Origin of the sequence: Actinokineospora sp. PR83, from assembly GCF_021056305.1 — a bacterium.
GTDB lineage: Bacteria > Actinomycetota > Actinomycetes > Mycobacteriales > Pseudonocardiaceae > Actinokineospora > Actinokineospora spheciospongiae.
On record NZ_JAJCXD010000032.1, the window covers coordinates 30,188 to 55,440 of the forward strand.

The following is a 25,253-nucleotide window of genomic DNA, read 5'->3' on the forward strand; positions in this document are numbered from 1 at the left end:
CCGTGGACCCGGTGAGAGCGGCAGCCGGGTTCGGGCGAGGGGGACGGCCGCTCACCGCGCCGCCAGTCGTCGGCCGGTGATCGGGCGGCCCTTCCACTCCAGGGTTCCCGCGCGCCTGCCGCGCCAGGTGCGGTGCAGGAGGACCAGCACCACCCCCGCCGAGGCCGGGTGGGCCCAGGCGTCCGGCCACACCCGGCCGCCGGTGCGGCGGGCGGCGACGGCGCGGCTGGCCACGGCAGCCAGGTAGCCCACCAGCCCGGCGCGGGAACCGAAGAGCGCGGCGACCGGGGGCAGCAGGTACAGCCAGCCGAACACCAGGGCGAACACCGCGGCGGCCAGTGGTGACCCGGTGGCCGACCACAGGGACTTGGTGTAGCCGTCGCGGAGCTGGGCCCAGTCCTCGTACATCCGGCACTCGGCGACGGCGCTGCCGTCGACCGCCGCGGTGCGACCGCCGCTGAGTCGCACTCGGCGGGCCAAGGCCATGTCGTCGAGGACGGCGTCGGCCACCGAGGCCCAGCCACCGCAGCGGCGGAGGGCGGCGGCGTCGACCACGAGGAATTGGCCGTTGGCCGCCGCCAGGGAGGGGCGGGTGGACCTCTCGGCCACGCGCATGGGCAGCGACACCACCAGCGACCACGGCAACAGCGGCTGCGCCAGCCTCGGTCCCCAGCCGTCGGCGAGTTGGCGCGGGAACGGGGAGACCAGGTCCAGGTCGGCCGAGCGCAGGGACCACACCGCGGACGCGACCGCCTGCTCGGCGAAGACCACGTCGGCGTCGACGAAGACCAGCACGTCCCCGGTGGCCTCGGCGGCGAGCTGGGCGCAGGCGTTCGGCTTGCCCAGCACGCCGTCGGGTGGCGGGGTGCCGGTCAGCAGGCGCACCCGGGGGTCGGCCCCGCAGACCGCGCGGACCACGTCGGCGGTGCCGTCGGTGGAGCCGTCGTCCAGGACCAGCAGTTCCAGGTCGGCGACCCCGCGCTGGGCCAGCAGGGAGCGCAGCGTCGGCTCGACCCGGTGGGCCTCGTCGCGCACCGGGAGCAGCACCGACACGCGCTCGGTGCAGGGTGGCGGGTCGGTGGGCGCGGAGCGCATCAGCCTGGCGTTGACCACCGAGTGCACGGCGCTGCCCACGGCCACGGCGGCGGCCGCGGTGGTCCACGGTGCCCTCACCGGCGCCGCCGGGCGGCCGCGAGCGCGACCCCCTGCCGCCACACCGACCGGGCGAACGGGAGCGCGACCGCGCCCATCAGCACCCCGCCGACCAGGGCGACCCACGGCCTGCCGAAGAAGAACGCGTGCGCCCAGACCGAGGACCCGTAGGTCCACAGGTACAGCAGCGGCGCGGGCCCCACCCGCAGGTCGACGTCGGTCGGGCGCTGCGGCAGCGACCGGTGCAGCAGGGCGACCATGGTGACCGCGACCACCAGCCACCCGGCGAAGTTGGTCAGCGGGATGCCATCGACCCCCGGCAGCGCGGGCGTCGGCGAGGCCCAGGACCAGTGCCCGGCGTCGACCATCTGCGGGTCGAGGAACACGTCCCAGGACGCCAGCGCCCAGCCGCCCACCAGCGCCACCGCCCACCACCGGCGGCCCCCGACCAGGGTTCGGCCGACCAGCAGGGCGGGCCAGGCCATCATCACCCAGGCCAGCGGCACCACCAGCGGCACGCCCGCCACCGACCACCCGAGGTCGCCGCGGTAGGCGTACTCGCCGAACGGGAACCCGGTGTGGCTGCCCAGGACCTCCACGGCGAGGCCGCCGACCCCGGCGAAGCCGAGCAGCGCCAGCACCCCCCGAACGCCCTGGCGGGCGGCGGCGTCGAGGGCGGAGGCGGCGGCGAAGGCCACCACCGTGAGGATCGTCCACGGGATGCGCTGGCCGGGGTCGGTCCGGGAGTAGAGGATCTGGCACAGCACCGACGCCGCGCCCAGCACCGCCGCCGCCACGGGCAGGACCCGCGCGCGGACGGGGGTGGGCGGCCGGCCGGTGCCGCGCGAGACGAACATGGCGTCGAGCCTAGGGGGCCGACCGCCGCGCGGCACGGTGACCGACCGACCGCCGGTTCATCCGGCAGGGGGTGCGCGGCTGCGCCAGACTCTGGGGCATGCTGCCGTTGTGGTCCTCGTCGTCGACCCCGGGGCGGGACCGTTCCGCCACAAGGATTCCCGGTCCCGCGGGCAGGCCGGACACCGGCCACCTCGACCGGCGGCCCAGGGTCGCGGTCGTCGGCGGCGGGATCGCCGGGGTCAGCGCCGCGGTGGGCCTGGCCGAGCGCGGGGTGGCGGTGACCCTGCTGGAGCGCGAGCCGGACCTCGGCGGTCGCGTCACCGGGTGGACCGGCACCCACGCCGACGGCTCCCCCGCCACCATGACCCGCGGTTTCCACGCCTTCTTCCGCCAGTACTACAACCTGCGCGCGCTCCTGCGCCGGGTGGACCCGGACCTGGCCGTGCTGCGCCCGGTCGCCGACTACCCGCTGCGCCACGACAACGGGACCGCGGAGAGCTTCGCCGGGCTGCCGCTGACCCCGCCGTGGAACGTGGCGTCGTTCGTGCTGCGCAGCGAGACCTTCACCGCGCGCGACCTGGTGCGGATGAACCCGGCCGCGGCGGCGCAGTTGTTCGACGTGTCGGTGCCGGGGATCTACGACGCGCTGGACGCCGTCGACGCGGACACGTTCCTGCGCGACATCGCCTTCCCGGAGGCGGCGCGGCACCTGGCGTTCGAGGTGTTCTCCCGCAGCTTCTTCGCCCACCCCGGCGCCCTGTCGGCGGCGGAGCTGGCCACCATGTTCCACATCTACTTCCTGGGCTCCAGCGAGGGCCTGCTGTTCGACGTGCCCAGCGACCCGTACCCGACCACGCTGTGGGGCCCGCTGCGCGCGTACCTGACCGGGTTGGGGGCCACCGTGTGCACGGGGGTCGAGGTGGAGTCGGTGGGGCGCGGCCGGGAGCGCCGCCACCGGGTGCGGGCGTCGACCGCGCTCGACGGCGAGTTCGACGCGGTGGTGCTGGCCGCCGACACCGCCGGGCTGCGCGGGCTGGTCGAGCGGTCCACCGACCTGGGCGACCCGGGGTGGCGGCAGCGGATCGCCGGGTTGCGCACGGCGCCGCCGTTCCTGGTGAGCCGGTTCTGGCTCGACCGCCCGGCCCGCCAGGACCGCGCGGCGTTCCTGGGCACCAGCGGGTACCGCTACCTGGACAACATCAGCGTGCTCGACTGCTTCGAGGGAGAGTCGGCCGCGTGGCGGGAGCGGACCGGTGGCTCGGTGGTCGAGCTGCACGCCTACGCGCTCGAACAGGACGCGGATCTCGACCAGGTGGTTCCCGCGCTGCTCGCCGAGGCTGAGGCGGTGTACCCGGAGTTGCGCGGTGCCACGGCGCTGCACACCGAGCACGTGCTGCGGGACGACTGCCCGCTGTTCGCCCCGGGGACCTTCGCCGATCGGCCTGCCGTGTCCACATCGGACCCCACGGTGGTGCTCGCTGGTGACCTGGTGCGGGTGGAGCTGCCGGTGGCGTTGATGGAACGGGCCGCCACCACCGGGTTCCTGGCCGCGAACGCGCTGCTCGGCGGGTGGGGGGTCCAGGGGCACGACCTGTGGACGGTGCCCAACCGGGGCCGTTCCTCGGTGTTGCGCCAGGGGGCTCGCCGGGCGCGCAGGACGGAGGCGCCCCGGGTCGAGGTGCACGCAGACCCCGGGGTGGCCACGGCCTGATCAGCCCTGGATCCCCGCACGCCCCGGATGCCGGGAGCGGTTGACCTGGGGCTGGGGTGAGAGGTGCAGCTCGCTCCCCTGCTCCCGCACGACCAACCCGGTGTCGGGCGGCGGGTTGGTGCCCGCGCGGAGGAACACGACGTCGGGCGGGACCTCGGTCTCCGCTGCCATCGCCGCCAGGGCTGCCGGGTCGGGTTGCCTGCCGGTGCCGTGGTGGGGGTCCGGGACGGCGGTCAGGTCCACGGGTGTGAGTTCGGGCAGGGGGGCCGGGGTGATCCAGGCGGCGCGACCGGGCAGGCACAACCCGGCCAGCAGGGCGACTGACCGCCTGCGCGCCGGGTCGTTCCCGCCCAGCACCACCGCTTCCCCCTCCTGCACCCGCCACAGGAGGTCCGCCTCGGCCGGGTCGGGGTCGATCCCGAGCAGGTCGGACGCCGCGAGGGTGGTGAGGGGATCGCCGTGGCCGCGCCGCACCGGCCAGCGCGGGTAGGCGGGCAGCGGCCAACTGTAGGGCAGGTCGTCGGGCACGTCGTCGCCGAACAGCGGCCGGTAGTGCGCCGGGTCCTTGCGCAGCAGGGCGGACTGGTGGCTGAGGTGCAGGTCGGGGTTGCCCAGCCACGGGGGGAGTTGGCCCGTGGCTGCCAGGTCGTGCGGGTCGGGCACCTCGCCGCCGGTGAAGGCGAGCAACTGGGCGGAGACGGAATCGGCGTGGCCCAGCGCAGTCCACCGCTCGCAGACGGCCAGGCCGTAGAGCGTCAGGGCGGGGGTGAAGCCGCGCCACATGGCCACGGCCGGGTGGTTCTTCCAGCCGTAGACCGGCCACACGAGGGCGCGCAGGATCTGCACCGTCTCCACCCGCTGCTTGCCGAGCCTGCCCCGGTCGAGGGTGGCGGCGCTGGCGGTGAAGTCGGGGTGCGGGAGGAACGTCTGCACGGGCGGTCAGGTCCGAGCGACCCGGCTGGGGCGGGGTGGGAGTGGTGGCGCGGTGGGGCGCACTGCGTGGTCCTCTCGTTCTCGGTGCGGTGGTCCGCACCGGGGGTGGGCTCGATGCGGACCGTCTTCGCGCGATCAGCCCTCGGCGGTGCGCTTCAGCCAGTCGTAGAGCAGGTGCAGCAGGTCCGCGCCGGTGACGACCGTCAGGCCGACCGCGACGAGGCGGGCGCTCCTGGGGGCGACGACCAGCCCGCCCAGCAGGGCGGTGCTCGCCCAGACGGCGGCGCAGAACGGGCAGGTCAACAGCTCGCCGAGGGCGTGGCTGTGGCCTTCTGCGGTGACGCTCTCGTTCACCTCACCCGCCCCGGCCGACCCCTCGAAGCTCGTCAGCGGCGCCCGCAGCGGGCTCGTGATGGCGTCCTTGGTGAGCATCCTGCTGGCCTTGTGCGCGGCGATGGCGGACAGGGCGATGTCCTTCACGGCGTAGCGCTCCGGCAGGCGGGCGCCCGTCCCCCGTCCGATCAAGACAAGTCCCCCGACCGTGGCGGCGTAGGTGCCCATGGCGGACAGGTAGCCCGCCAACGGGCGATCCCCGCTGACGTCGTAGCGCGCGCGGATCGTCAGCGCTTTTGTCTTGATGGAGTCGGTGATGCTCACCCGGCCGGTATGCCCACTTTCGCCCGCGCCGACACCAAGCGCGCGTTGCTCGTGCCCGGAAGCGTGGTGTTCTGAGCACCGACAGCAAGACCCGATCAGCGGTCCACCCAACAGGTCACCCGGAAGAGTGGTCTCACATCGCCAAGGCCCGACCACTTTCACGTGGTCGGGCCTTGGCGAAAGCTCAAGCACCACCGGCGAACCGGATCGCGGTGGGCGCCGGGGGTCAGCCGCCGGTCGCGGCCTGCCGCACACCGGACTTGGCGTCCGCCGCGCTGGACTGGGCCGTCTCGCGCACGTCCTGCGCCGCCTCGGTCGCGGTGCCCTTGACCTGCTCCACCGCCTGCTGCGCGGAGTCGCGCAGGTCGCCGCCGACGTTCTTGGCGACCTCGGTTGCGGTCTGGCGCAGCGGCTCCACCAGGTCCTGGGTCTGCTCGCGGACCTGGACGGCCGCGCGCTTCTCCACCTTGGTCGCGGGGGCCAGCGAAGCAGCGATCAGGCCCACGCCGAAGGCGACCAGGCCCGCGGCGAGCGGGCTGCCCTGGGTCTGGCGCTTGATGGCGTCCGGTGTGGCCTTGACCGCCTCGGCGGTCTGGTGGGCGGCGTGCTGGGTCGACTCCGCGACCTGGTGGGCCTGGTCGCGCACGACGTCCACCGTGCCGCCGGGGCCATCCCCCGGGGTGTACTCGTCCGCCACGCCCATCACCCTGTCCTTCATCCGGCGCAGTCCGCCGCGGGCGCGGTCCACCCGGCGGTTGACGATGCGGCCCGGGCTCGTGCGGTCCACCAGGCGGTCGACGTCGTGGGTCAGCTCCGCCCTGGTCTGCTCGATGCCCTGCCTCAGCTGGTCGGGTGTCGTACCCATGCCGCGTCCTCCTTGAGGGTTTCGATCGTCTGCTCGGGTTTGGGGTTGACCTCGCGCATGGCGGAGCGACCGCGCAGGAACAGCAGCGCCCCCGCGATCCCCCACACCACGGCCACCAGCAGGGTGGCCCAGCCGAGGTCCATCACGTTGGACAGTCCGTAGGCGACGGCGAAGCTGAGCAGCAGCGCCACCATGTACCCGGCGAAGCCCGCGCCGCCGAGCATCCCGGCCGCCCGGCCCGCCTTGCGCGCCTCGGCCTTCATCTCCACCTTGGCCAGCTCGATCTCCTGGCGCAGCAGGCGGGTCATGTCCGAGGTGATCTCGCTGATCAGTTCACCGAGGCTCGGCTCGGCGCCGGGCCCGGCCGGGTCGGCGCCCACCGCGTGGGCGCCGGTCCGCGCGTACGGGTCGGTCACTGCCGCCTCCCCTCGGTCCCGGCGGGCGGCATGGAGTAGCCGGTGCCCGGCGTGGAGTACCCGGGGTCGGGGGTGCCGTAGCCGGTGGTGGGCGCGGCGTACTGCGGGCTGCCGGGAACGCCCATGGGCGGGGTGTTCACGTCGTACGGCGACGGGGCGCCGGGCTGCGGCGGCACGTAGGCGCTCTGCTCGTACGGCTGCGCGCCGTACTCCGGCGCGGCGGCGTGGCGGGCCCCGGTGGGCTGCGCGGCGGGAGTGCTCGGGGTGACCCTGTCGGAGCCGTTGTCACTGGTGGCGCTGAGCCCCTTGGCGAGCCTGCCGACGGCGAACCCGGCGAGGGCCGTGCCGAACAGGAACGCCACCGGCCTGCGGCGGGCGAAGGCGCGGACCTCGTTGAGCAGTTCGTCCGGGCTGCCGTTCTCCAGCCGGTCGGCCAACTGCTTGCCCTGCTGGGAAACCTGCATCACCAGGGACTTGGCCGGGGAGTCCGAATCGGACCGCTCGGCCATCGCGGACAGGTCGTCGACCCAGGTCCGCAGGACCTCGCCCGCCCGACCGGTCTGCTTGCGGGCCTCCTCGTTGAGGCGCTGCTGCGCCTCGCTGATCAGGTTGCCCGCCTGGTCCCTGGTCTCGGACACGACGTCGCCGAGCCGGTCCTTGGCGGTGCCCGCGACCTGCGCGCCGGATTCCCTGACCGTGGACGCCGCGTCGGCGGCCCGTTCGGACACACCGCCCGCGCCGTCGGTCGACCGACCGTCCTGTCCGTAACCGGACTGCGCTGGGTACTGGTCCACTGGCTTCCTCCTCGATTTCACGGGTGCAGCCCACACTGCGGTCGAAACGCGCCGATGCGGGGAGCCGTCCGGCTCGCTCCCCGGTCGGGGCCGCGCCCTCGTGGATGGGATGCGGTGTGCGAAGTGCTGGGGTGATTCCCGCTGGTGCGGCTTTCATGCATTTCTCCCCCGATCGATTGGGGTCGGGTGAGCCCCGCGGGCCGATGGTTGACCCGGGCGCCGCCTGGTTATCCCGGTGCCAAACCGAGGAGGAGCACAGGGAACATGGCACAGGACCAGTACGCACAGCAGGACCCGCGCACCCAGTACCCCCGACCGGACGAGCAGCGGGGGCAGGAGCAGGAGCACCCCGGCAGCGGGGCGGGCATGTCGCCGAAGCCGGACCACGGGGAGGAGTCCTACCGCGGCAGCGGCAGGCTCACCGGCCGCCGGGCGATCATCACCGGCGGGGACTCCGGCATCGGCCGGGCTGTGGCGATCGCCTTCGCCAGGGAGGGCGCCGACGTCCTGCTGTCCTACCTGCCCGAGGAGCAGCGCGACGCCGAGGCGACCGCGGAGCTGGTCCGGGCCGCGGGCCGCAAGGCGGTGCTGGCCCCCGGTGACGTCCGCGAGGAGGAGCAGTGCGGGCGGATCGTGGCGGAGGCGGTGCGCGAACTGGGCGGGATCGACGTGCTGGTGAACAACGCCGCCTACCAGATGGCCCAGGAGGGCGGCCTGCTCGACATCACCACCGAGCAGTTCGACCGGGTCCTCAAGACCAACCTGTACGCCATGTTCTGGCTGTGCAAGGCCGCCGTGCCGCACCTGCGCCCGGGGTCGAGCATCATCACCACGTCCTCGATCCAGGCGTTCCAGCCGTCGCCGGAGCTGCTGGACTACGCCACGACCAAGGGCGCGATCGTCAACTTCACCAAGGGCCTGGCCCAGGACCTCGCGGGCAAGGGGATCAGGGTCAACAGCGTCGCGCCCGGACCGGTCTGGACACCGCTGATCCCGGCCACCATGCCCGCGGAGAAGGTGTCCTCCTTCGGCGGTCAGACGCCCCTGGGCCGCGCGGCCCAGCCCGCCGAGCTGGCGCCGCCGTTCGTGTTCTTCGCCTCGCAGGAGTCGAGCTACGTCACCGGTGAGGTACTCGCGGTGACCGGCGGCCAGCCGATCACCTGAGCCAGTGGTCCGATCGGGGGTGGGGGAATACGCGTGTCGGGTGCTTTCCCACCTCCGATGAACCGCCTCACTCCCCCGAGGGCTTGACGTCCACCATTCGGGGGTACATACCCCTGCGTGGTACCAGTTGATACCGAGAGACCGGCGGCGCGTGGTCGCGCCCGCAAGAGCACCGTCGGCATGCCCAGCGCCCGAGCGGTGACCGCGCGTGCGGCACTGTCCCCGTGCGAGGACGCCGCAGCGGCCCGGGTGGTCGCGTACCGCCCGGACATCGGCGTAGTCCTGCTCCGGGGCGACCTGGACCTGACCGCCGAGCAGCTCCTCCGGGACGTCCTCGGCGACGTGGCCGAGCCGACCGTGATCCTCGACCTGACCTCGGTCGACCTGCTCTCGGCGGCCTGCCTGGGCCTGGTCGTGCGCGAGGCCGGGGAGCGGCAGCGCCGCGGTCACGCGCTGGCGCTGGTGGCGGGTGACGGGCTCGCCCTGCGCGTCCTGCGGATCAGCGGCGCCGACACCTGGATCCCGGTGTTCCACTCCCTGTCCGACGCGGTCCGGGAGGTGGACTCGTGGTCGTCCGGCCGAGCAGCGGCCACCCCACCGCCCGCCACCCGCTCCCGGACCTGAGTCGGGGCCGGGGACACCGGGCGCGACCCTTCACCCCGTGCGGCGCGCGACGTCGGCGACGAACTGCTCGGCGACGTCGCGCAGCTTCACGTTCTCCTGCTGGGATCGCGCAACCAGGAGCCGGAACGCTTCCTCCGCGCTGACGCTCCGGATGGCCATCAGCATCCCCTTGGCCTGGTCGATGACCGACCGGGAGTCCAGCGCGACGCGGAGCTGGTCGACGGCCCGCTGGGCGGACAGGTACCGCTGGTGCCCGCGCAGCGCGGCCTCGACGGCTGTCGTGTAGAGGTCGAGCAGCCGCTCGTCGAGTTCGGCGAAGCCGTGGCCGTGGGCGCTGTAGCAGTTGATCCCGCCCGCGTGGCCGTCGCCGAGGGCCAGGGGCGCGGAGAGGAAGCTGCCCATGCCCGCCCGGCGTGCCTCGTCGGCGAACTCCGGCCACGACCGGGTGGCGTCCCGGAGGGTCGCCCGGATCACCACGCCCTCCTCGGCCGCCGTCAGGCACGGTCCGGCGCCCAGGTCGTACTGGCGCAGGTCGAGCCGGGTGGCCACCTCGCCGGTCGAGGCCGCGGTGTGCGGTGTGCCGTCGCGCAGCAGGGTGACGGTGGCGGCGTCGACCCCGGGCACCGCCCTGGTCACCTGGTCGCACACCCGCCCCAGCAGGTCGTACAGGTCCTCCTGGGTGTCCAGGCACTCGGTCAGCGCCGCCAGTGCCCCGGTGACCTCGTCGAGCACCGCGGGCCACGCCCGCGAGGGGTCGAACGGAGGATCGGGGTGCTCCATCACAACTCCCAGCGCCGGGACGCGCCGGGTGCACCGGTCGGCCGGGGTCCGCGCGCGTCAACCTCCTCTCCGACTTACCCCCTCGCGGTGGCTCTCAGTCATCACCGCGTCGAACACGCAGGGTTCAACTCCCGCCCGGGTGGGTAAACACGTGCGTGTCCGGGGTCGCTGTGCGCGACGACCGGTGCGGGGTCCGGGGAGCCCGGGGTTCCAGTGGGTGGTGAAAGAGGGAAGGTATGGACGCGAAGCTGCCGCTCGCCGACGAACTGGCGGCCGTGTCCCTGCGGATGTCGGGGCTGCTGCTGTCCCGGGAGACGGTCGGCTCGGTGCTCGACCTGATCACGTCGCTGGCCAGGGACACCATCGCGGGCAGCACCGGCTCGGGCACGACGCTGATCGACCCCGACGGGAGCCGGACCAGCGCCTCGGCCACCGATCCGCTGGTGGAGGCGGTGGACGGGTTGCAGTACGACAGCGGCGAGGGCCCCTGCCTCACGGCGTGGGCGCGGCGGACGACCATCCGCGTCGACGACCTCGACGACCCCGCCGTGGCGGCCAGGTGGCCCCGCTGGACCGAGGCGGCCCGACCGCTCGGCGTCGCCGCGGTCCTCAGCTCGCCGCTGGTGGCCGGGGGCGAGGCGCTGGGGGCGATGAAGGTGTACGCGGACCGCCCGAACACCTTCGGCCCGCAGGACGAGCACCTGATGGAGCGGTTCGCCGCCCAGGCCGCGATCCTGCTGGCCAACGTGCGCACGGTCGTGCAGGCGCAGCGGCTGAGCACCGACCTCGTCGACACCATGCGCACGCGGGACGTGGTGAACATCGCCAAGGGGATGGTCATGGCCGAGGACGGGGTGGACGAGGACGCGGCGTTCACCGCGCTGGCCCGTTCCGCGCGGCAGCAGCAGCGCCCGCTGGGGGACCTGGCCCGGTCACTGGTCGAGGCCGAGCGGGCATAGGGGTGGATCGGATGGACGCGTTCCCGGAGCCCGGCCCCGACGAGCAGTGGCGGCACGTGTCCGCCGCGTTCGAGCAGACCAGCCTGCCGCTGGAGCAGTTGTGGCTGCGGTACTTCTCCATCGGCGGCACGATGGGGCTGATGGAGGTGGAGGCGTACCTGCACGGGTTGATGCCGATGCCCGTGCCGCAGCGGGACATGCTGGCCCACGCCATCAACGAGCGGCTCAACGAGATCGACGTCCCGCAGAGCGCGCCCTACAGCCTCGACCCCGTGCCGGACAACCCGGTCGCGGACCCGCTGACCGCGCTGGTGCGGCTCTTGGAGGGCGCGCACCGCACACCGCCGGAGGCCATCCCCGCGGTCGCGGCGTCCGCCGCCGAAGCCCTGGGGCTGGGGTTGACCATCTACTTGGTCGACCGCGAGCAGCACGCGCTGCACCCCTTCGTCGGCGCCCTCGAACGGCGCCGGGTGCCGCTGCCGCTGGACACCGGGGCGGCGGGCACCGCGTTCCGGCAGGTGCGCTCCACGTACGCGCGCAACGCCGTCCACTCCCCCCTGTGGATGCCGCTGCTCGACGGCGCCGACCGGCTGGGCGTGCTCAAGGTGACCGCCCACGACGGGGCCGACCTCGAAGACCCGCAGCTACGCGTCCAGTGCCAGTGGTTGTCCGTCCTGATCGGACACGTCATCGCGGCCGCCGAGCGCTACGGCGACGGCGTGCGGCGGGCCCGACACCCCACGGCCCCGGGTTCACTGCTCGTCAGGGAGCTGCTGCCCCCGCTGACGGCGGGCACCGAGGAACTGGTGCTCACCGGCATGGTGGAGACCTGCGGCGACCTGGCGTGCGACGCCTTCGACCACAACGTCTCGAACGGCACGGCCTCGGTGGCGATCTTCGACGCCGGGGTCGGCGACGGCCGCGGCGGGCTGCTCGTCGCCACCGCGGTGGCCGCCTACCGCGGCGCCCGCCGGGCCGGGCTGGACCTGCCAGGGCAGGCCCACGCCATCACCGGCGCGCTCACCGCCACCTTCCCGACCGGGGCAGCGGTCTCCGGTGTGCTGGCCGAGGTGGACCTGGGATCGGGTGCACTGCGCTACCTCAACGCGGGCCACAGCGACCCCCTGATCATGCGCTCCGACGGCGCGGCGGACGAACTGCCACGCGGTCGAGGCCCCGCGTTCGGCCTGGGGCCCGCCCCGACACCCGCCACCGGCCTGCTCAACCCGGGCGACTGCCTACTGCTGCACACCGACGGCGTGACCGACGGCCGCGACGCCGCCGGGCGGCAGTTCGGCCGAAACCGGATGTCGCAGTGCCTGCGCGACGGCGTGCTGGCCCGGGACCCGGCCCCGGAAACCGCTCGTCGCATCGTCCACGCCGCACTGGCCCACCAGGGCGGCAGGCCCGCGGACGACGCCGCAGTGGTCCTGGCCCACCGCACCGAAGCAGCCCCCCGGCGAACGGCCTAACCCCCGGACCTCACCGGTGCAGCCACAACCAACCACCCAAGACCTCGCTGGCGCAGCCACAACCGGCCACCCCGAACCCCCGCAGGCGCAGCGACACCCGACCACCTGAAAACCGCAGGCCCGGCTGCCCAACTGCCCGGGTGGGTGGATGTGTTTGGTCGGGGGTGGCGATCATGTGCAAGCCTGCCTGGGCTGTGGGGCATCCCTTCAGCCCCACTCGGTCACACTGGGCACATGATCGCCATAGGGGCCCCACCCAAACACATCCACCCAGCCGGGCACCCACACCAAACCACCGGGCAAAGCACGCCCTAGCTGACCAACCTCGCGCTGCCCACAACGGAAGGCCGCTCAGCAACCAGGTGATCCACCAGGCCGCTGATGGCAGGCGAAGGATCCAGCCCCAGTTCACGGCGGACGAGCGCCCGGTAGTGGTGGAACTGCCGCACCGCCTCCGCCGGGTTCCCATCAGCCAGGTGCAACTCCACCAATGCCCGGTGCGCGCTCTCCCGCAGCGGATCAACCCGCACAGCAGCCACAGCGGTCTTGTGCGCCAGGTAGAGATCCCCAGCACGGCGGTACCGCTCGCTGAGCATCTCCAGCGTCCGCAGCCGCACCTGTCGGAACCACTCCCGCTCCTGCGCCACCCACGGCTCGTCCCACCCCGGCAGCAACTCCCCGCCGAGCAGGCCGGAGGGCACCTCCTGCGGACCGGGGGCGCCGGGGTCACCCGGGTCGTGGGCCAGGGCGCGGACCGCCCACACGTCGACCGACACCGCGCGGTGGGCGGCGAGGGTGTCCCCGGCGGTGGTGACCAGCGGGAGCTGCCACTTCATCAGCCGCCACAGCGTCGAGCGCAGGCAGGCCGAGGCGCGGGCCGGGGTGGCGCCGGGCCACAGGCTCCGCGCGGCGGCGGCCCGGCTCACCGGTTCGGCGTGCAGGACGAGGTAGGCGAGCAACCGCTGGGCCCCCGGCACGACCGGCACCGCGGTCTCCCCGACCGTCAACCCGAAGCCGCCCAGCAGACGCAGCCGAGGACAGTCTTCGCAGCCGTCCGGGGATTGCGTGGTGACCATCGCTACCTCACCTCACGTGGAGCCCGTCACGTCCCGGGTGCCCACAAATCCGGTCGCCCAACGCGTGGCGCACTTATTTTTCCGGTGCCCGGAGCAGCGGGGAGAACGACGCGGTGACGCACCGGTGTCGTCGTCGCGGCGGTGCGGCGACACGGCGTTCCTAGCGTCGGGTCCGACCACTTCCCGTCGGCGGTCCCGCGACCGCCGGGCAGAGCAGAGCAGGAGTGCGCATGTTCACCCACACTTCCCGACTTCAGTTCGAGGCGAAGCCGCAGGCACCGGACCCCGTCTTCGCCCGCAAGCTCCAGGAGCTGATCGGCGGTGCCTACGGCGAGATGACCGTGACGATGCAGTACCTGTTCCAGGGCTGGAACTGCCGGATGGAGGGCAAGTACAAGGACCTGATCATGGACGTGGCCACCGAGGAGATCGGCCACGTGGAGATGCTGGCCACGATGGTGGCCCGGCTGCTGGAGGGCGCCCCCGCCGAGACCACGGCGGCCATGGTGGGCGACGACCCGGTGCTGGCCGCGATCGTCGGCGGCATGGACCCGCAGCAGGCGATCGTCAGCGGCGGCGGGCCGACGCTGTCGGACAGCAACGGCGTGCCGTGGAACGGCCGCTTCATCGTCGCCAGCGGCAACCTGATGGCCGACTTCCGGGCGAACGTGGCCGCCGAGGCCCAGGGCAGGCTCCAGACCGCCCGGCTCTACAACATGACCGACGACCCGGGCGTCAAGGAGATGCTGCGGTTCAACCTCGCCCGCGACACCGCCCACCAGAACATGTGGCTCGCCGCGATCGAGGAGTTGCAGGAGGACGGCCTGGAGGGGCCGATCACCCCCAGCGCCCTGTTCGACGAGGAGAACCAGGAGCACGCGGGCACCATCTGGCACCTGTCCGACGGCACCCACGGCGCCGAGGGCCGGTGGGCGAGCGGGCCCGCGCCGGACGGGGTGCACGAGTTCTCCTACCTCCAGGAGGCTCCCCCGCTCGGTGACAAGGCGTCCGCGCCCAAGCCCGACCCGCTGCTGTACGCGACCAGCCCGGCGAACCTGGGCCTGATCGAGAAGGCCATCCGCAAGCTCACCCCGTGAGGTCGCCCGCGCGGCCGTGCCACCGGCGGTGGCACGGCCGCGCGACCGCACCCGGTTCGCGCCACCAGGAGAAACCGATGGTCGATTCCGTCCTCAACCACCCGTCCCTCCCCCTCGGTGCCCGCGCCAGGGAGCCCGTCCGCGCCCGGCTGAGGTCGGTGGGGGCGCTGATGGGCCCGGCGTTCGTGGTGGCCGTGGCCTACGTGGACCCGGGCAACTTCGCCACCAACATGGCCGGTGGGGCGCAGTACGGGCACCTGCTGCTGTGGGTCATCGTGTCCGCCGGCGCCACCGCCGTGTTCGTGCAGTACCTCTCGGCGAAGCTCGGCGTGGCCACCGGGCGCAACCTGCCCGAGCTGTGCCGCGAGCACTACCCCCGGCCGGTGGTGCGCGGGCTGTGGGTGCAGGCGGAGCTGGTCACGATGGCCACCGACCTGGCCGAGTTCGTCGGCGCCGCGGTCGCCCTGAACCTGCTCTTCGGCATCCCGCTGCTGCCCGCCGCGGTCCTCACGGCCGTGGTGTCGCTGGCGATCCTGGGCCTGGCCCCGCTGCGGCGCAGGCGGTTCGAGAAGGTCATCGTGACCCTGCTGGGCATCGTCCTGGCCGGTTTCGCCTACCAGGCGCTGCAACTGGGGCCGCTCACCGACGCCGGGGCGGGGCTGGTGCCCGGGTTCGCGGGGGTGGACAGCGTGCTGCTCGCCACCGGGATGCTCGGCGCCACGGTGATGCCGCACGCGATCTACCTGCACTCGGCGCTGACCCAGCACCGGTCCGACCCCGACCCGGCGCAGCGCAGGCGCACCCTGCGCGCCACCGTCGTCGACCTGGGGGCCGCGCTGGGGATCGCGGGCCTGGTCAACGTCAGCATGCTGCTCATCGCCGCGGACGCGCTGCACGGCAGCGCCCTGCCGTCGGACACGCTGGAGGACATGCACGGCAGCCTCGGCACCGCCCTGGGCCCGGCGGCCGGGGTGGCCTTCGCGGTGGCCCTGCTCGCCTCGGGCCTCGCCGCCTCCAGCGTCGGCACCTACTCCGGCGAGGTGGTGATGGCGGGTTTCCTGCGCAGGCGGTTCCCACTGCTGCTGCGCCGGGTGGTCACCATGGCCCCCGCGCTGGCCGTGCTGGCCGCCGGGGTCGACCCGATGCGCGCGCTGGTGCTCAGCCAGGTGGTCCTCTCCTTCGGCATCCCGTTCGCCCTCTTCCCGCTGGTCGCCCTGAGCAGGCGCCGCGACGTCATGGGCGAGCTGGTGAACCGCCGCTGGACCACCGCGGCGGGGGTGGCGGCGGCCCTGCTGATCTCGGGACTGAACCTCTTCCTGCTCCACCGCACCCTGTTCGCCTGAACCGGCCTCGGTGGGCTCAGCCGACGACGGGGACGGTCAGGGCGACGGTCTGGCCGCGCTCCACCCGGCGCAGGTGCCCCGGTGGCTGCCTGCGGTCGAACTCGTCGGTGAACTCCGACAGCGGGGACTTCATGATCGTGTAGTCGTTGAAGTGCACCGGGACGACCTGCCGGGGTCGCAGCATCTGGACCAGGTCGACGCCCTGCTTGCCGTCCATGGTCAGCAGCAGTCCCGGGAAGCGGGTCCCACCCAGGTGCACGACCGCGACAGGTCACCCAGGTGCGCAGCGGGACCGGTTCGCGGAAACCCGAGCGGCCGAGCCTGCGGGCGGCGTGCTCGGTGGTCAGGATCGGCAGGTCGCGGGCGAGCGAGCAGTCGGACCGCGGTGGGGGTGTCGTCATTGCCGTGGGATTTCCCGGATCGCACCGGTCAACCGCGATGCTCTGCCCGCGACCTCACCCGGAGCAACATGTCATCCATCAGGTGACAGTGTCGATGTCATCACATGGATGACACTTGTTATCATCCGACCATGACCGTTGACACCGTGGAGTCCACCGGCATCGTGCCGCTGCGCACCGGCTTCGACGTCGTCCTGCGCGGGTTCGACCGCCACCAGGTCCAGTCCTACGTCGAGGCTGCGGAAGCCGATCTGCGCCTGGTCTCCGAGGACCGCGACGCGGCCGTGGCGCAGGTGCAGCACCTGGCGGAGGTGCTGGAGCAGACCAGGGCCGAGGTCAGCGAACTCACCGAGCGCCTCGACCGGGTCTGCCGCACCCCCATCGATGCCGACGGGCTCGGCGACCGGCTGCGCCGCCTGGCCGAGCTGGCGCACGCCGAGGCCGAGGAGATCACCTCGCGCGCCCGCGCCGCCGCCGAGCAGCAGTGGTCCACCGCGCGGGAGGCCACCCGGCGGCTGCGCGAGCGGCACGAGCAGCTCATCGCCGACCTCGACCGGCGGCGGGCGGAGATGGAGACCGAGCACCGCGACCTGATGCGGCGGGCGCACGCCGACATCGAGGAGACGACCCGCCGGGCGGAGGTGGCGCGGCGCGGTCTCGACGAGCGGGCGGCCCGACTGCGGGCGCGGGCCGACGCGGACTTCGAGACCGCGCTGGCGGCCCGCAGGCGGGAGGCGGACCGGGAGATCGCCGAGCGGCTCACCGGGGCCCGGTCCGAGGCGGCGCGGATCGTGGCCACCGCCAGGACCGAGGCCGGGCACCTGCTCGACGAGGCACGCGCGGAGGCCGCCCTGGTGCGGGCGCACCGCGATCGGGTCGCCCGCTCACTGCGCGAGGCCAGGGCACTGCTCACCGCGGCCGAACCACTGCTGGCCGACCCAGCCGAGCAGCGGCCCGACCCGACCGGGAACCAGCTCGACCCACCCGAGCAGCGGTCCAGCGCCACCGAGAACCAGCTCGGCCCCACCGGGGCCCGGCCCCACCCACCCAGGGACCGGCACGGCCCCGCCGAGGAACGGCCCCACCCAGCCGCGCCACCCGGGGAACAGCGCGGCCCGGCCGGGGACCGGCCCCAGCCGGTCGAGGATCGGCGCGGCCCATCCGCGGACCGGCCTGAACCGTCCGGGGACCGGTTCGCCCCGCCTCGGCAGACCGGGAAGCCGTCCCGGACCCCGGCGTTGGCCGGGGCTCCCGGCGCGTTGGCGAGCTGACCCGACCCGGGCACGCGCGTTTGATCGACACCGCACCGGGCAACCGGAGTACCGAGACCGGCGAAAGGACGGATCACGATGACTGCTGGAGACGTGGCGGCGACGGTGACGACGGTTGTGGTGCTCGACCCGGCGGACACCAAGCCGCACAGCGACCTGCCCGGGACCTGGCGGGAGTTCGCCGAGCAGCGCAACGTGGTGTGGATCGGCGGGGAGACCGACCCGCTGCACCGCTGGGACGCCGTGCTGGCGGACGTCACGGGTCCGTACGCGGTGGTGGCGGGCGGCCCGGAGGCGGAGGTCGCGCTGGCGGTCGCCGAGCGGAGCGGTCGCCCGCCCGCGGTGGTGCTGCTGGTCGACCCGGGCGCGGACGACGCGGCGCCGGGGAGCCCGGCGTTGGCGGCGAACGAGGCGTGGCTGCGGCGCACCACCCGGCGCCGCGAGGACCTGATCTCGGCGGGCACCGACGTGCGCCTGGTCGCGGCAAGCACCGGTGGTGCGCAGGACCGCGTCAACGCGCCGCTGCCGCTGGGGCACCCGGACGTCGTGGCCGCCGTCGAGACGGCGCTCGGTGCGGCCCCCGTCCTCACCCCGGCCGCCGAGGGCGAGCCCGACATCGACTCCTACGACGACCCGGAGGACTTCGCCGACGCGGTGGGGGTCGACCCGACGCCGGAGCAGGTCGACGAGTACCGCGAGCACGTCGAGCAGCGGCCCGGGAGCGCCTGAGCGCCCCGTCAGGTCACCGGGAGGCGAGCAGGCCTGCGACGGTGTCCGCACTGTCGGGTCGGCGGTCGAACAGCGGCAGCAGGCCGGTGAGCTCCAGCAGGCGGAGCATCATCGGCCTGCACCCCGTCAGCACCAGGGGGAAGTCCAGCTTCATGGCGTTGTCCCTGGCCTCCATGAGCCAGGCGAGGCCCGCCGACCCGCAGAACTCGACCCCGGCCAGGTCGATCACCAGGCCCGGCGTCGTGGCGTTGAACAGGGGTGCGGCGGCCTCGTCCAGCAGCGGCACGGTGACCACGTCGAGGTCACCGCCCAAGACCGCGACGGGCACGTCCCCCACGTGGTCGACGCGGATGGTGAACGATGGCTGTCCCGCGTTCTCGCTGTTCATGGCACCCGGTTTCGTCAGGGCACGCTTCGCAGGCCACGAGCTGTGGGCTCAACACGCGACGCACAATCCACATACCGCATTGCCGCCTTGCCCCTCAAACGCTAACCGCAGGCGCTGGGCAAGGCAAAGGACACTGCCGCCACGCGCGTTCCTTCACCCATTCGGCCTACTGACACGGGCCGAAGGGCGTACCCCCGTTCACGATGGGGGCCGGACCGGGTGCGCTGGGTGATGCCCGCCGCCACGAGCCGGGCTCCGGACGTCGCCGCGATTGGCGGGCGGCGCGACTGGGTAGACCGGCCGCGTGATCACCCCGGAGGAACGCAGGGAACCGCCGCGGCGCCGCGAACCGGAGAGCGCGGGGCGCCGGGGGTGGGCGTCGTGGGTGCGCGGCGGCTTCGCGGTCCTGGGTCGGGCGCGGTCGGCACCCGCGTTCCACCCCTCGGGCCGGGTGCTGACCGGTGAGGTCCACGCGGTCGACGGGTGCCCGCCCTGGTTCCCCCTGCCGGTGGAACCGACCCCGGCCCTGGTCCGCGTGTCCAAGGGCGTCGGTCTCCCCGGCGGCGCACCGGACATCCTCGGCCTCGGCATCCGGACGACCGTGGACGGCCTGCCGTGGGACCTGCTGCTGTCGAGCTGCGGGCCGGGGCCGCTGCGCGGGCTGCCGTCCCCCGGGCTCGGCTGGGACCGGGCTCTCTACAGCAGCATCGTCGCACTGGTGGGTGACGGCGGCCGGGGCGTGCTGCGTGCCGTACCGCGTGGGCTGCCCTCCGGGACCCGGCTCGACGCGCTCGTGCCCGCCCTCCCCTTCGGCTGGGACCTGCGGTTGAACGGAGCGCGGGTCGGGCTGCTCGACGTCACCGCGGTGGTCGAGCAGGAGGTCGGCTTCGACCCCCTGGGCAACGCGGCGGGGTTGCGGACGTCGCCGCGGTGGCTCGCCGCCCTCCGCGAGCCCGCCTACGTGGGGAGCCGGACAGGACGCCACGCCTCCACCCACCGCTGAGGCGGCGGCCGGTTCAGGGGGTGCGGCGGAAGACCGCGGTGAAGGTGGCGGGGCTGCCCTCGGTGAGCGTCACCCGGTCGGCGAAATCGCGGACGATCATCCACTCCCGGGCGTCCGGCCCGCGGCCCCGCAGGGTCTCCCCGGTCCACGAGAAGTGGTCGACCGCGGTCAGCACCACGGAGTCGTCGTCGACGTGCAGCGCCACCTCCGCCTCCAGGGTCGCCAGCCGGTTCTCCCTGCGGCGCCACCCGATCGCGCTGCTCAATGCCGTGTCGAGCACCCAGACCACGGCGTCGCTCAGCTCCTGCGGCACCGCGAACCCGCCGAGCACCGACCGCACCCGCGCCCGGGTCGAACGCAGTATCGAAACCATGAGCGGCACCCGCATCGCGTACAGCAAGATGTCTTTCTGGGACATGGGTGGCGGGTTCCCCGGACGGGTCGGTTGACACCTCGATTTTCCCAGCCGAACGGGGAAGGAACCCGGCGTGTCAGTGCGGAGACCGGTGGTACCCGGCCGCCGTGACGGGGCAACGGGAACACCTCGACCTCCTGCGGCGCACCGCCGAGGCCGAGTTCGGCTGGACCAGCCTGACCGCGGAGCAGCTCACCGCGATGGCGGCGGTGATGGGCGGTGAGGACGTGCTGGTGGTGCTGCCCACGGGGGCCGGGAAGTCGGCGGTCTACCAGGTCCCCGCCCTGCTGCTGCCGGGGGTGACCGTGGTGGTGTCGCCGCTGATCGCCTTGCAGCAGGACCAGATCGAGGGACTCGGCGCTGGTTCGGCGGCGGTGGCGGTGAACTCGACGCGCTCGGCCGAGGAGAACCGCGCGGCGTGGCGGGCGGTGCGCGACGGCGCGGTGCGGTACCTGTTCCTGGCACCGGAGCAACTGTCCAGGGAGGACGTGCTCGACGAGTTGGCCGGGTCCGAGGTGGCCCTGTTCGTCGTCGACGAGGCGCACTGCGTTTCCGCCTGGGGCCACGACTTCCGGCCCGACTACCTGCGGCTGCACCAGGCGGTCGAGCGGCTGGGGCACCCCACGACCGTGGCGCTGACGGCCACCGCGGCGCCGCCGGTGCGCGACGACATCGTCGAGCGGCTGCACATGCGCGAGCCCAGGCTCGTCGTCGCGGGCTTCGACCGGCCCAACCTGCACCTGACCGTGCACACCCACACCGACGACACCGAGCGCCGCACCGCGGTGGTGCACCGGGTGCGCGAGCTGGCCGCCGACGCGGCGACCAGGCCCGGCCTGCTCTACACCGCCAGCAGGCGCGACTGCGAGGACCACCGCGACGCCCTCGCCGCGGCCGGGGTCCGCGTCGCGGGCTACCACGCGGGGATGCGCAAGGCCGACCGCGAGCAGGTGCACCGCGACTTCCTCGCCGGTGACCTCGACGTCGTGGTGGCGACCTCCGCGTTCGGCATGGGCATCGACAAGCCGGACGTGCGCTTCGTCGTGCACGCCGCCGCCCCGGAGTCGCTGGACTCCTACTACCAGCAGATCGGCCGCGCGGGCCGCGACGGCGAACCGGCCGCGGTGGAGTTGTTCTACCGGGCCGAGGACATGGCGTTGCAGCGCTTCCTCACCGGGTCGCGCGTGCCGGAGGACACCATCGCGGAGGTGGTGTCGGCGGTGCGGGCCCACGGCGGGCACCTGACCCGCGCCGAGTTCACCGAGGAGGTGTCCGCCGCCCCGGCACGCCGCACCCGGGCGCTCAACCACCTCGACCAGGCTGGTGTGGTGGACGTGTCACCGTCGGGGGACCTGGACTACCGCGATCCGGAGGTCGGGCCCCGACGGGCGATCGAGCTGGCGACCGAGGCGGCCGAGGGGCATCGGCGGGTGGTCAGCTCGCGCCTGCACATGATGCGCGCCTACGCGGAGACCACGGGCTGCCGCAGGCAGCACCTGCTGGGCTACTTCGGCGAGGTGCTCGACCACCCGTGCGGGGCGTGCGACACCTGCGCGGCGGGAACGGCGAGCACCCTGACCAGGGAGGCGGCGGGCTTCGCCGTGCAGCAGGGGGTGCGGCACGCCGAGTGGGGCGCGGGCACGGTGATGTCCGTGGCGGACGACCGGCTGACCGTGCTGTTCGAGGAGCAGGGCTACCGGACGCTGTCCCTGGAGGCGGTGCTGGAGAACGACCTGCTCACCCCTGTGGGTTGACGCTGTCGACCGGGGGCCGACATCCCTCGTGGAACGGGATGGCGACCCCCGGTCGGAGTACTCAGTCGATCCACACGACACTGATGGTCAGTCGGCGTGGCGCGGGATGTCCTTGTTGGTGCCCCGGTCCGCGCGGTCACCGGCGTAGTCGCCGTCGGCGCGGCCTTCCAGCCAGGCGATCGCGATGGAGGCGAGCAGGCCAACACCGTGCACGACGAGGATGGGCGTGTGCACCCCGGCCGGTTCACCGGGGGCGTTGTCGATGAGCGCGACGATGTCGTAGGCCAGCAGCGCGGTGAAGACCAGGCAGCCGAACAGGCCCGCGAGGCGGGCGGCCTTGCGCAGTGCGGCGAGCAGCGCCAGCAGCCCCAGTCCGATGTGCACCAGGTTGAGCAGCGTCGAACCACCCAAACCGCCCACGGTGCCCTCGGTCGTGGCCGCCGGTGTGCTGGCGAAGCCGTCGAGTCCGCTCTGGACCAGACCCACCACGCCCAGCACGAGCAGGACCGCGCCCAGCGCCGCGCACAACCACCGCGCGGGTGTGCGCGGTGCCGCCGCGCGCTCGTGCCGACCGTCGCCCTGTCGTTCGTTCATCGTCCGCCCCGCTCGTTGTCATCGGTCTTCCGGTTCGGTGGGCGGCGCCCCACGGCGCGCTCTCGTCCTTTCCGGTCCGCACCCGGTCTACCCCGCGGGCGGCGTCCGAACCCACCCGGAGCGGTGCGCTGCACGACAACGGGCAGCGTCCACCGGCCACGAACGGGTGGTCAGAGCCACAGGTGACGATCACCAAAACCGGTTCCCGGCGGTTTCGACGCGCCCGGGACGGGTAGACGCCCCCATGGACGAATCGCTCGCTGTGCTGACGAAGGGTTACGCCTGGCTCCCGGATCGGCTGCGCGCCGAGAACGCCCCCGTCGTGCGGACGCGGCTGATGGGTCAGCGCGCGGTCTGCATCCACGGTGAGGACGCCGCGCGGCTGTTCTACGACGAGCGCAACGTGCACCGCCACGGTGCCCTGCCGGAGCCGGTCAAGAGCACCCTGTTCGGCCACGGTGCCGTGCACACGCTCGACGCCGCCGACCACCGGCGCCGCAAGTCCCTGTTCACCGGTCTGCTGATGAACCGGGAGGGCATCACCGACCTGGTCGACCGGACCACCGCGGCCTGGGACGCGACCGTGGCGAACTGGGTCGTCGACCGGCCGGTGACGCTGTTCGAGGAGGCGAGCCGGGTGCTGACCGAGGCGGTGTTCGCCTGGGTCGGGTTGCCGCTGCCGCCCGCGGAGGTCGCCCCGGTCGCGGCGGACCTGGTCACGATGGTCGACGGGTTCGCCACCCCGGCGCCCCGGCACTTCAAGGCCCGCGCCGCTCGCGGTCGCCTGGAGAAGCGCATCGCCGACACCATCACCGGTATTCGCGACGGCTCGGTGGACGTGGCCCCCGACAGCGCGGTCCGGGCGGTCGCCTCCCACGTCGACGAGGGCGGGGACCTGCTCGAACCCCGGGTCGCGGCGGTGGAGGTGCTCAACATCGTCCGCCCCACCGTGGCCATCTCCTGGTTCTTGACCTTCAGCGCCCACGCCCTGCACCGCTGGCCGGAGACCCGGGCCCGGCTGGCGGGCGGCGACCGGGAGTACGCGGTGGCCTTCGCCCACGAGGTCCGCCGCTTCTACCCCTTCGCGCCGTTCCTCGGCGGTCTGGCCGCCCGGGACCTGACCTTCCACGGCCAGGACATCCCGAAGGGCGCGATGGTCCTGCTGGACGTCTACGGCCACAACCACGACCCGGCCCTGTTCCCCGACCCCTACGCCTTCTCCCCCGAGCGCTTCCTCAACCGCGAGATCGGCCCCTTCGAGCTGATTCCCCAGGGCGGCGGCGACCCCCGCACCGGGCACCGCTGCCCCGGCGAGGACATCGTCATCACCATCCTCGCCGCGCTGGCACCGCGCCTTGCCCGGCTCGACCACGCGGTCCCCGAGCAGGACCTCGACATCCCGCTCAACCGCATCCCCACCCTCCCCCGGAGCGGGTTCACCCTCGCGCGCACCGAGCACGCGGAATGGGCACTGGACACCGCGCTGACCCCCGGTGGCTGATCGCGCTTGGTCCGGCACACAACGCCGACCGGGCTCGTGACAACGCGCGGAGGGGAATGACATGCCCGGACCCGGGATCGACGTCTCCACCGAGGGGACGCCGTCGCACCTCGTGGCCCGTCTCGCCGGGGAACTCGACCTGGCGACCGCCCCGGTGGCGCGCGCCGCGCTGGACGACGCCCTCCGGGCGGTGGGTGACCGCCACCTGGTGGTCGACCTGACCGGGCTGACCTTCCTCGGCTCCCCCGGCCTGGGACTGCTGGTCAACGCCTGGGGACGCTGCGCGGGCGGTGGGGCCGCCTTCACCGTGGTGGCCCCACCCGGTAGCGCACCCCACCGCGTCCTGGAGATCACCGGCCTCATCGGTTCGATCACCGTCGTCGATGGGGTGCGGGAGGTCGTCGGCACCGACCTCGGCCCCGAGGTGCCCGACGCCCCCGGCCGGTGAGAGCACCGGATCACCGCACCGGTGGATAAGTGCGCGGTGCACGGGTAGCACCTGGGCATGAGCACCTCCCGCACCACGATCGTCATCGCGACCCGGAACCGGTGCGACGGTCTGCTGCGAACCCTGCGCCACCTCGACGACGGGGCACCCGGCACGCCGGTCGTCGTGGTGGACAACGGGTCCGCCGACGGGACCGCCCAGTGCGTCCGCGCGCGGTTCCCCCACGTCCGGGTGCTGGGGCTGCACCGCAACCTCGGCGCCTCCGCGCGCAACCTCGGGGTCCGCACCGCCCGGACCCCGTACGTCGCCTTCAGCGACGACGACTCGTGGTGGGCGCCTGGGGCGCTGGCGCGGGTGGAGGCGGCCTTCGACGCGCACCCGCGGCTGGGCCTGGTCACCGGGCGGACGCTGGTGGGCGAGCAGCAGCGGCCCGACCCCATCAACCACCTGCTGGCCGACAGCCCGCTGGGGCGCGACCCGGACCTGCCGGGGCCGTCGGTGCTCGGCTTCCTGTGCTGCGCGGCCGTGGTGCGCCGCGAGGCATACCTGGGCGTCGGCGGGATACACCCGCTGCTGTTCTTCCTCGGCGAGGAGCGGCTGCTGGCCTGGGACCTGGCGGCGGGCGGCTGGTCGTGCTGCTACCTCGACACCGCGGTCGCCCACCACCACCCCTCGCCCCGGCGCGGCGGCGCGCACGCCCGGCGCGTGCTGGAGCTGCGCAACGACCTGCTGACGGCGTGGCTGCGCAAACCGGTGCGCGACGGCGTGGCGGCCACCGCGGCGCTGGCCCGGCGGGCCCTGGGCGACCGGGCGGCGCGCACCGCCCTCGGGGAGGCCGTGCGGCGGCT

The 25,253-nt window shown here is 73.7% G+C and carries 27 protein-coding genes; 14 read left to right on the forward strand and 13 right to left on the reverse strand.

Annotated elements, in window-relative coordinates; genetic code table 11:
• Positions 1–51: 51 nt before the first annotated feature.
• Positions 52–1,173 (reverse strand): glycosyltransferase family 2 protein, encoded by a 1,122-nt coding sequence (locus tag L6E12_RS11455; protein ID WP_236227870.1) that lies wholly within the window; start codon positions 1,171–1,173, stop codon positions 52–54.
• Entirely contained in the window at positions 1,170–2,009 is an 840-nt protein-coding gene (locus L6E12_RS11460) for a carotenoid biosynthesis protein (RefSeq protein ID WP_236227871.1), read from the reverse strand. The genes L6E12_RS11455 and L6E12_RS11460 overlap by 4 nt, the downstream gene beginning before the upstream one ends.
• Before the next feature lie 98 nt (positions 2,010–2,107).
• Between L6E12_RS11460 and L6E12_RS11465 the strand changes: the two genes are divergently transcribed.
• Positions 2,108–3,721, forward strand: coding sequence for an FAD-dependent oxidoreductase (locus L6E12_RS11465; protein ID WP_236227872.1), 1,614 nt, complete (start codon positions 2,108–2,110; stop codon positions 3,719–3,721).
• On the opposite strand, the gene L6E12_RS35360 is transcribed toward L6E12_RS11465, so the two are convergent.
• The 5 genes from L6E12_RS35360 to L6E12_RS11490 form a co-directional block, all read right to left on the reverse strand.
• The gene (locus tag L6E12_RS35360; RefSeq protein ID WP_308074698.1) at positions 3,722–4,654 is read right to left on the reverse strand and encodes an MSMEG_6728 family protein; all 933 of its coding nucleotides are present in this window, start codon (positions 4,652–4,654) and stop codon (positions 3,722–3,724) included.
• 135 nt (positions 4,655–4,789) lie between these two features.
• Positions 4,790–5,311: a DUF1360 domain-containing protein gene (locus L6E12_RS11475; RefSeq protein WP_236227873.1), complete on the reverse strand. Its 522-nt coding sequence runs from the start codon at positions 5,309–5,311 to the stop codon at positions 4,790–4,792.
• Positions 5,312–5,537: 226 nt separating this feature from the next.
• On the reverse strand, positions 5,538–6,176 hold the full coding sequence (locus L6E12_RS11480; RefSeq protein ID WP_236227874.1) for a DUF3618 domain-containing protein: 639 nt from the start codon (positions 6,174–6,176) through the stop codon (positions 5,538–5,540).
• Complete coding sequence (locus L6E12_RS11485) at positions 6,152–6,592, reverse strand: phage holin family protein (protein WP_236227875.1); 441 nt, start codon at positions 6,590–6,592, stop codon at positions 6,152–6,154. Before L6E12_RS11485 ends, L6E12_RS11480 begins: the two co-directional genes overlap by 25 nt.
• The gene (locus L6E12_RS11490) at positions 6,589–7,386 is read right to left on the reverse strand and encodes a hypothetical protein (protein ID WP_236227876.1); all 798 of its coding nucleotides are present in this window, start codon (positions 7,384–7,386) and stop codon (positions 6,589–6,591) included. The genes L6E12_RS11485 and L6E12_RS11490 overlap by 4 nt, the downstream gene beginning before the upstream one ends.
• Positions 7,387–7,650: 264 nt before the next feature.
• On the opposite strand from L6E12_RS11490, the gene L6E12_RS11495 reads away from it, so the two are divergent.
• Both L6E12_RS11495 and L6E12_RS11500 read left to right on the forward strand, forming a co-directional pair.
• The gene (locus L6E12_RS11495; RefSeq protein WP_304523871.1) at positions 7,651–8,550 is read left to right on the forward strand and encodes an SDR family oxidoreductase; all 900 of its coding nucleotides are present in this window, start codon (positions 7,651–7,653) and stop codon (positions 8,548–8,550) included.
• 180 nt (positions 8,551–8,730) lie between these two features.
• Complete coding sequence (locus L6E12_RS11500) at positions 8,731–9,174, forward strand: STAS domain-containing protein (RefSeq protein ID WP_236227877.1); 444 nt, start codon at positions 8,731–8,733, stop codon at positions 9,172–9,174.
• Positions 9,175–9,204: 30 nt separating this feature from the next.
• Here L6E12_RS11500 and L6E12_RS11505 read toward each other — a convergent pair whose 3' ends face one another.
• Positions 9,205–9,954, reverse strand: a complete 750-nt coding sequence (locus L6E12_RS11505; protein WP_236227878.1) for a GAF and ANTAR domain-containing protein — start codon at positions 9,952–9,954, stop codon at positions 9,205–9,207.
• Positions 9,955–10,190: 236 nt separating this feature from the next.
• On the opposite strand from L6E12_RS11505, the gene L6E12_RS11510 reads away from it, so the two are divergent.
• Together L6E12_RS11510 and L6E12_RS11515 are read left to right on the forward strand one after the other, a co-directional pair.
• Positions 10,191–10,913 (forward strand): GAF and ANTAR domain-containing protein, encoded by a 723-nt coding sequence (locus L6E12_RS11510; RefSeq protein ID WP_236227879.1) that lies wholly within the window; start codon positions 10,191–10,193, stop codon positions 10,911–10,913.
• An 11-nt stretch (positions 10,914–10,924) separates the two neighbouring features.
• On the forward strand, positions 10,925–12,385 hold the full coding sequence (locus L6E12_RS11515; RefSeq protein ID WP_236227880.1) for a PP2C family protein-serine/threonine phosphatase: 1,461 nt from the start codon (positions 10,925–10,927) through the stop codon (positions 12,383–12,385).
• Between the two features lie 311 nt (positions 12,386–12,696).
• On the opposite strand, the gene L6E12_RS11520 is transcribed toward L6E12_RS11515, so the two are convergent.
• Entirely contained in the window at positions 12,697–13,461 is a 765-nt protein-coding gene (locus L6E12_RS11520) for a bacterial transcriptional activator domain-containing protein (protein WP_236227881.1), read from the reverse strand.
• Between the two features lie 230 nt (positions 13,462–13,691).
• Here L6E12_RS11520 and L6E12_RS11525 point away from each other — a divergent pair, with 230 nt between their 5' ends.
• Both L6E12_RS11525 and L6E12_RS11530 read left to right on the forward strand, forming a co-directional pair.
• On the forward strand, positions 13,692–14,558 hold the full coding sequence (locus L6E12_RS11525) for a manganese catalase family protein (protein ID WP_236227882.1): 867 nt from the start codon (positions 13,692–13,694) through the stop codon (positions 14,556–14,558).
• Between the two features lie 77 nt (positions 14,559–14,635).
• The gene (locus L6E12_RS11530; protein ID WP_236227883.1) at positions 14,636–15,901 is read left to right on the forward strand and encodes an Nramp family divalent metal transporter; all 1,266 of its coding nucleotides are present in this window, start codon (positions 14,636–14,638) and stop codon (positions 15,899–15,901) included.
• Between the two features lie 16 nt (positions 15,902–15,917).
• On the opposite strand, the gene L6E12_RS11535 is transcribed toward L6E12_RS11530, so the two are convergent.
• Positions 15,918–16,160, reverse strand: a complete 243-nt coding sequence (locus tag L6E12_RS11535; RefSeq protein ID WP_236227884.1) for a hypothetical protein — start codon at positions 16,158–16,160, stop codon at positions 15,918–15,920.
• A 273-nt stretch (positions 16,161–16,433) separates the two neighbouring features.
• On the opposite strand from L6E12_RS11535, the gene L6E12_RS11540 reads away from it, so the two are divergent.
• A complete protein-coding gene (locus L6E12_RS11540; RefSeq protein ID WP_236227885.1) occupies positions 16,434–17,573 on the forward strand; it encodes a proline-rich domain-containing protein in 1,140 nt (379 codons plus the stop codon).
• Between the two features lie 78 nt (positions 17,574–17,651).
• Complete coding sequence (locus L6E12_RS11545; protein WP_236227886.1) at positions 17,652–18,302, forward strand: hypothetical protein; 651 nt, start codon at positions 17,652–17,654, stop codon at positions 18,300–18,302.
• A 13-nt stretch (positions 18,303–18,315) separates the two neighbouring features.
• On the opposite strand, the gene L6E12_RS11550 is transcribed toward L6E12_RS11545, so the two are convergent.
• On the reverse strand, positions 18,316–18,690 hold the full coding sequence (locus L6E12_RS11550) for an STAS domain-containing protein (protein WP_236227887.1): 375 nt from the start codon (positions 18,688–18,690) through the stop codon (positions 18,316–18,318).
• 304 nt (positions 18,691–18,994) lie between these two features.
• Between L6E12_RS11550 and L6E12_RS11555 the strand changes: the two genes are divergently transcribed.
• Entirely contained in the window at positions 18,995–19,693 is a 699-nt protein-coding gene (locus L6E12_RS11555; protein ID WP_236227888.1) for a hypothetical protein, read from the forward strand.
• A gap of 13 nt (positions 19,694–19,706) precedes the next feature.
• Here the strand turns inward: L6E12_RS11555 and L6E12_RS11560 are convergent, their stop codons facing one another.
• Positions 19,707–20,066, reverse strand: coding sequence for a hypothetical protein (locus tag L6E12_RS11560; protein WP_236227889.1), 360 nt, complete (start codon positions 20,064–20,066; stop codon positions 19,707–19,709).
• 149 nt (positions 20,067–20,215) lie between these two features.
• Here L6E12_RS11560 and L6E12_RS11565 point away from each other — a divergent pair, with 149 nt between their 5' ends.
• On the forward strand, positions 20,216–21,862 hold the full coding sequence (locus tag L6E12_RS11565) for an ATP-dependent DNA helicase RecQ (RefSeq protein WP_236227890.1): 1,647 nt from the start codon (positions 20,216–20,218) through the stop codon (positions 21,860–21,862).
• An 87-nt stretch (positions 21,863–21,949) separates the two neighbouring features.
• Here the strand turns inward: L6E12_RS11565 and L6E12_RS11570 are convergent, their stop codons facing one another.
• Positions 21,950–22,456 carry a DUF4383 domain-containing protein gene (locus L6E12_RS11570; RefSeq protein WP_236227891.1) on the reverse strand — a complete coding sequence of 169 codons (507 nt, stop codon included), beginning with the start codon at positions 22,454–22,456 and terminating at the stop codon, positions 21,950–21,952.
• A gap of 244 nt (positions 22,457–22,700) precedes the next feature.
• Here L6E12_RS11570 and L6E12_RS11575 point away from each other — a divergent pair, with 244 nt between their 5' ends.
• The 3 genes from L6E12_RS11575 to L6E12_RS11585 form a co-directional block, all read left to right on the forward strand.
• The gene (locus L6E12_RS11575; RefSeq protein ID WP_236227892.1) at positions 22,701–23,957 is read left to right on the forward strand and encodes a cytochrome P450; all 1,257 of its coding nucleotides are present in this window, start codon (positions 22,701–22,703) and stop codon (positions 23,955–23,957) included.
• Positions 23,958–24,018: 61 nt separating this feature from the next.
• Complete coding sequence (locus tag L6E12_RS11580) at positions 24,019–24,405, forward strand: STAS domain-containing protein (RefSeq protein ID WP_236227893.1); 387 nt, start codon at positions 24,019–24,021, stop codon at positions 24,403–24,405.
• A 57-nt stretch (positions 24,406–24,462) separates the two neighbouring features.
• Positions 24,463–25,253, forward strand: a 791-nt coding sequence (locus L6E12_RS11585) for a glycosyltransferase family 2 protein (protein WP_236227894.1), incomplete at its 3' end; no start/stop codon positions are given.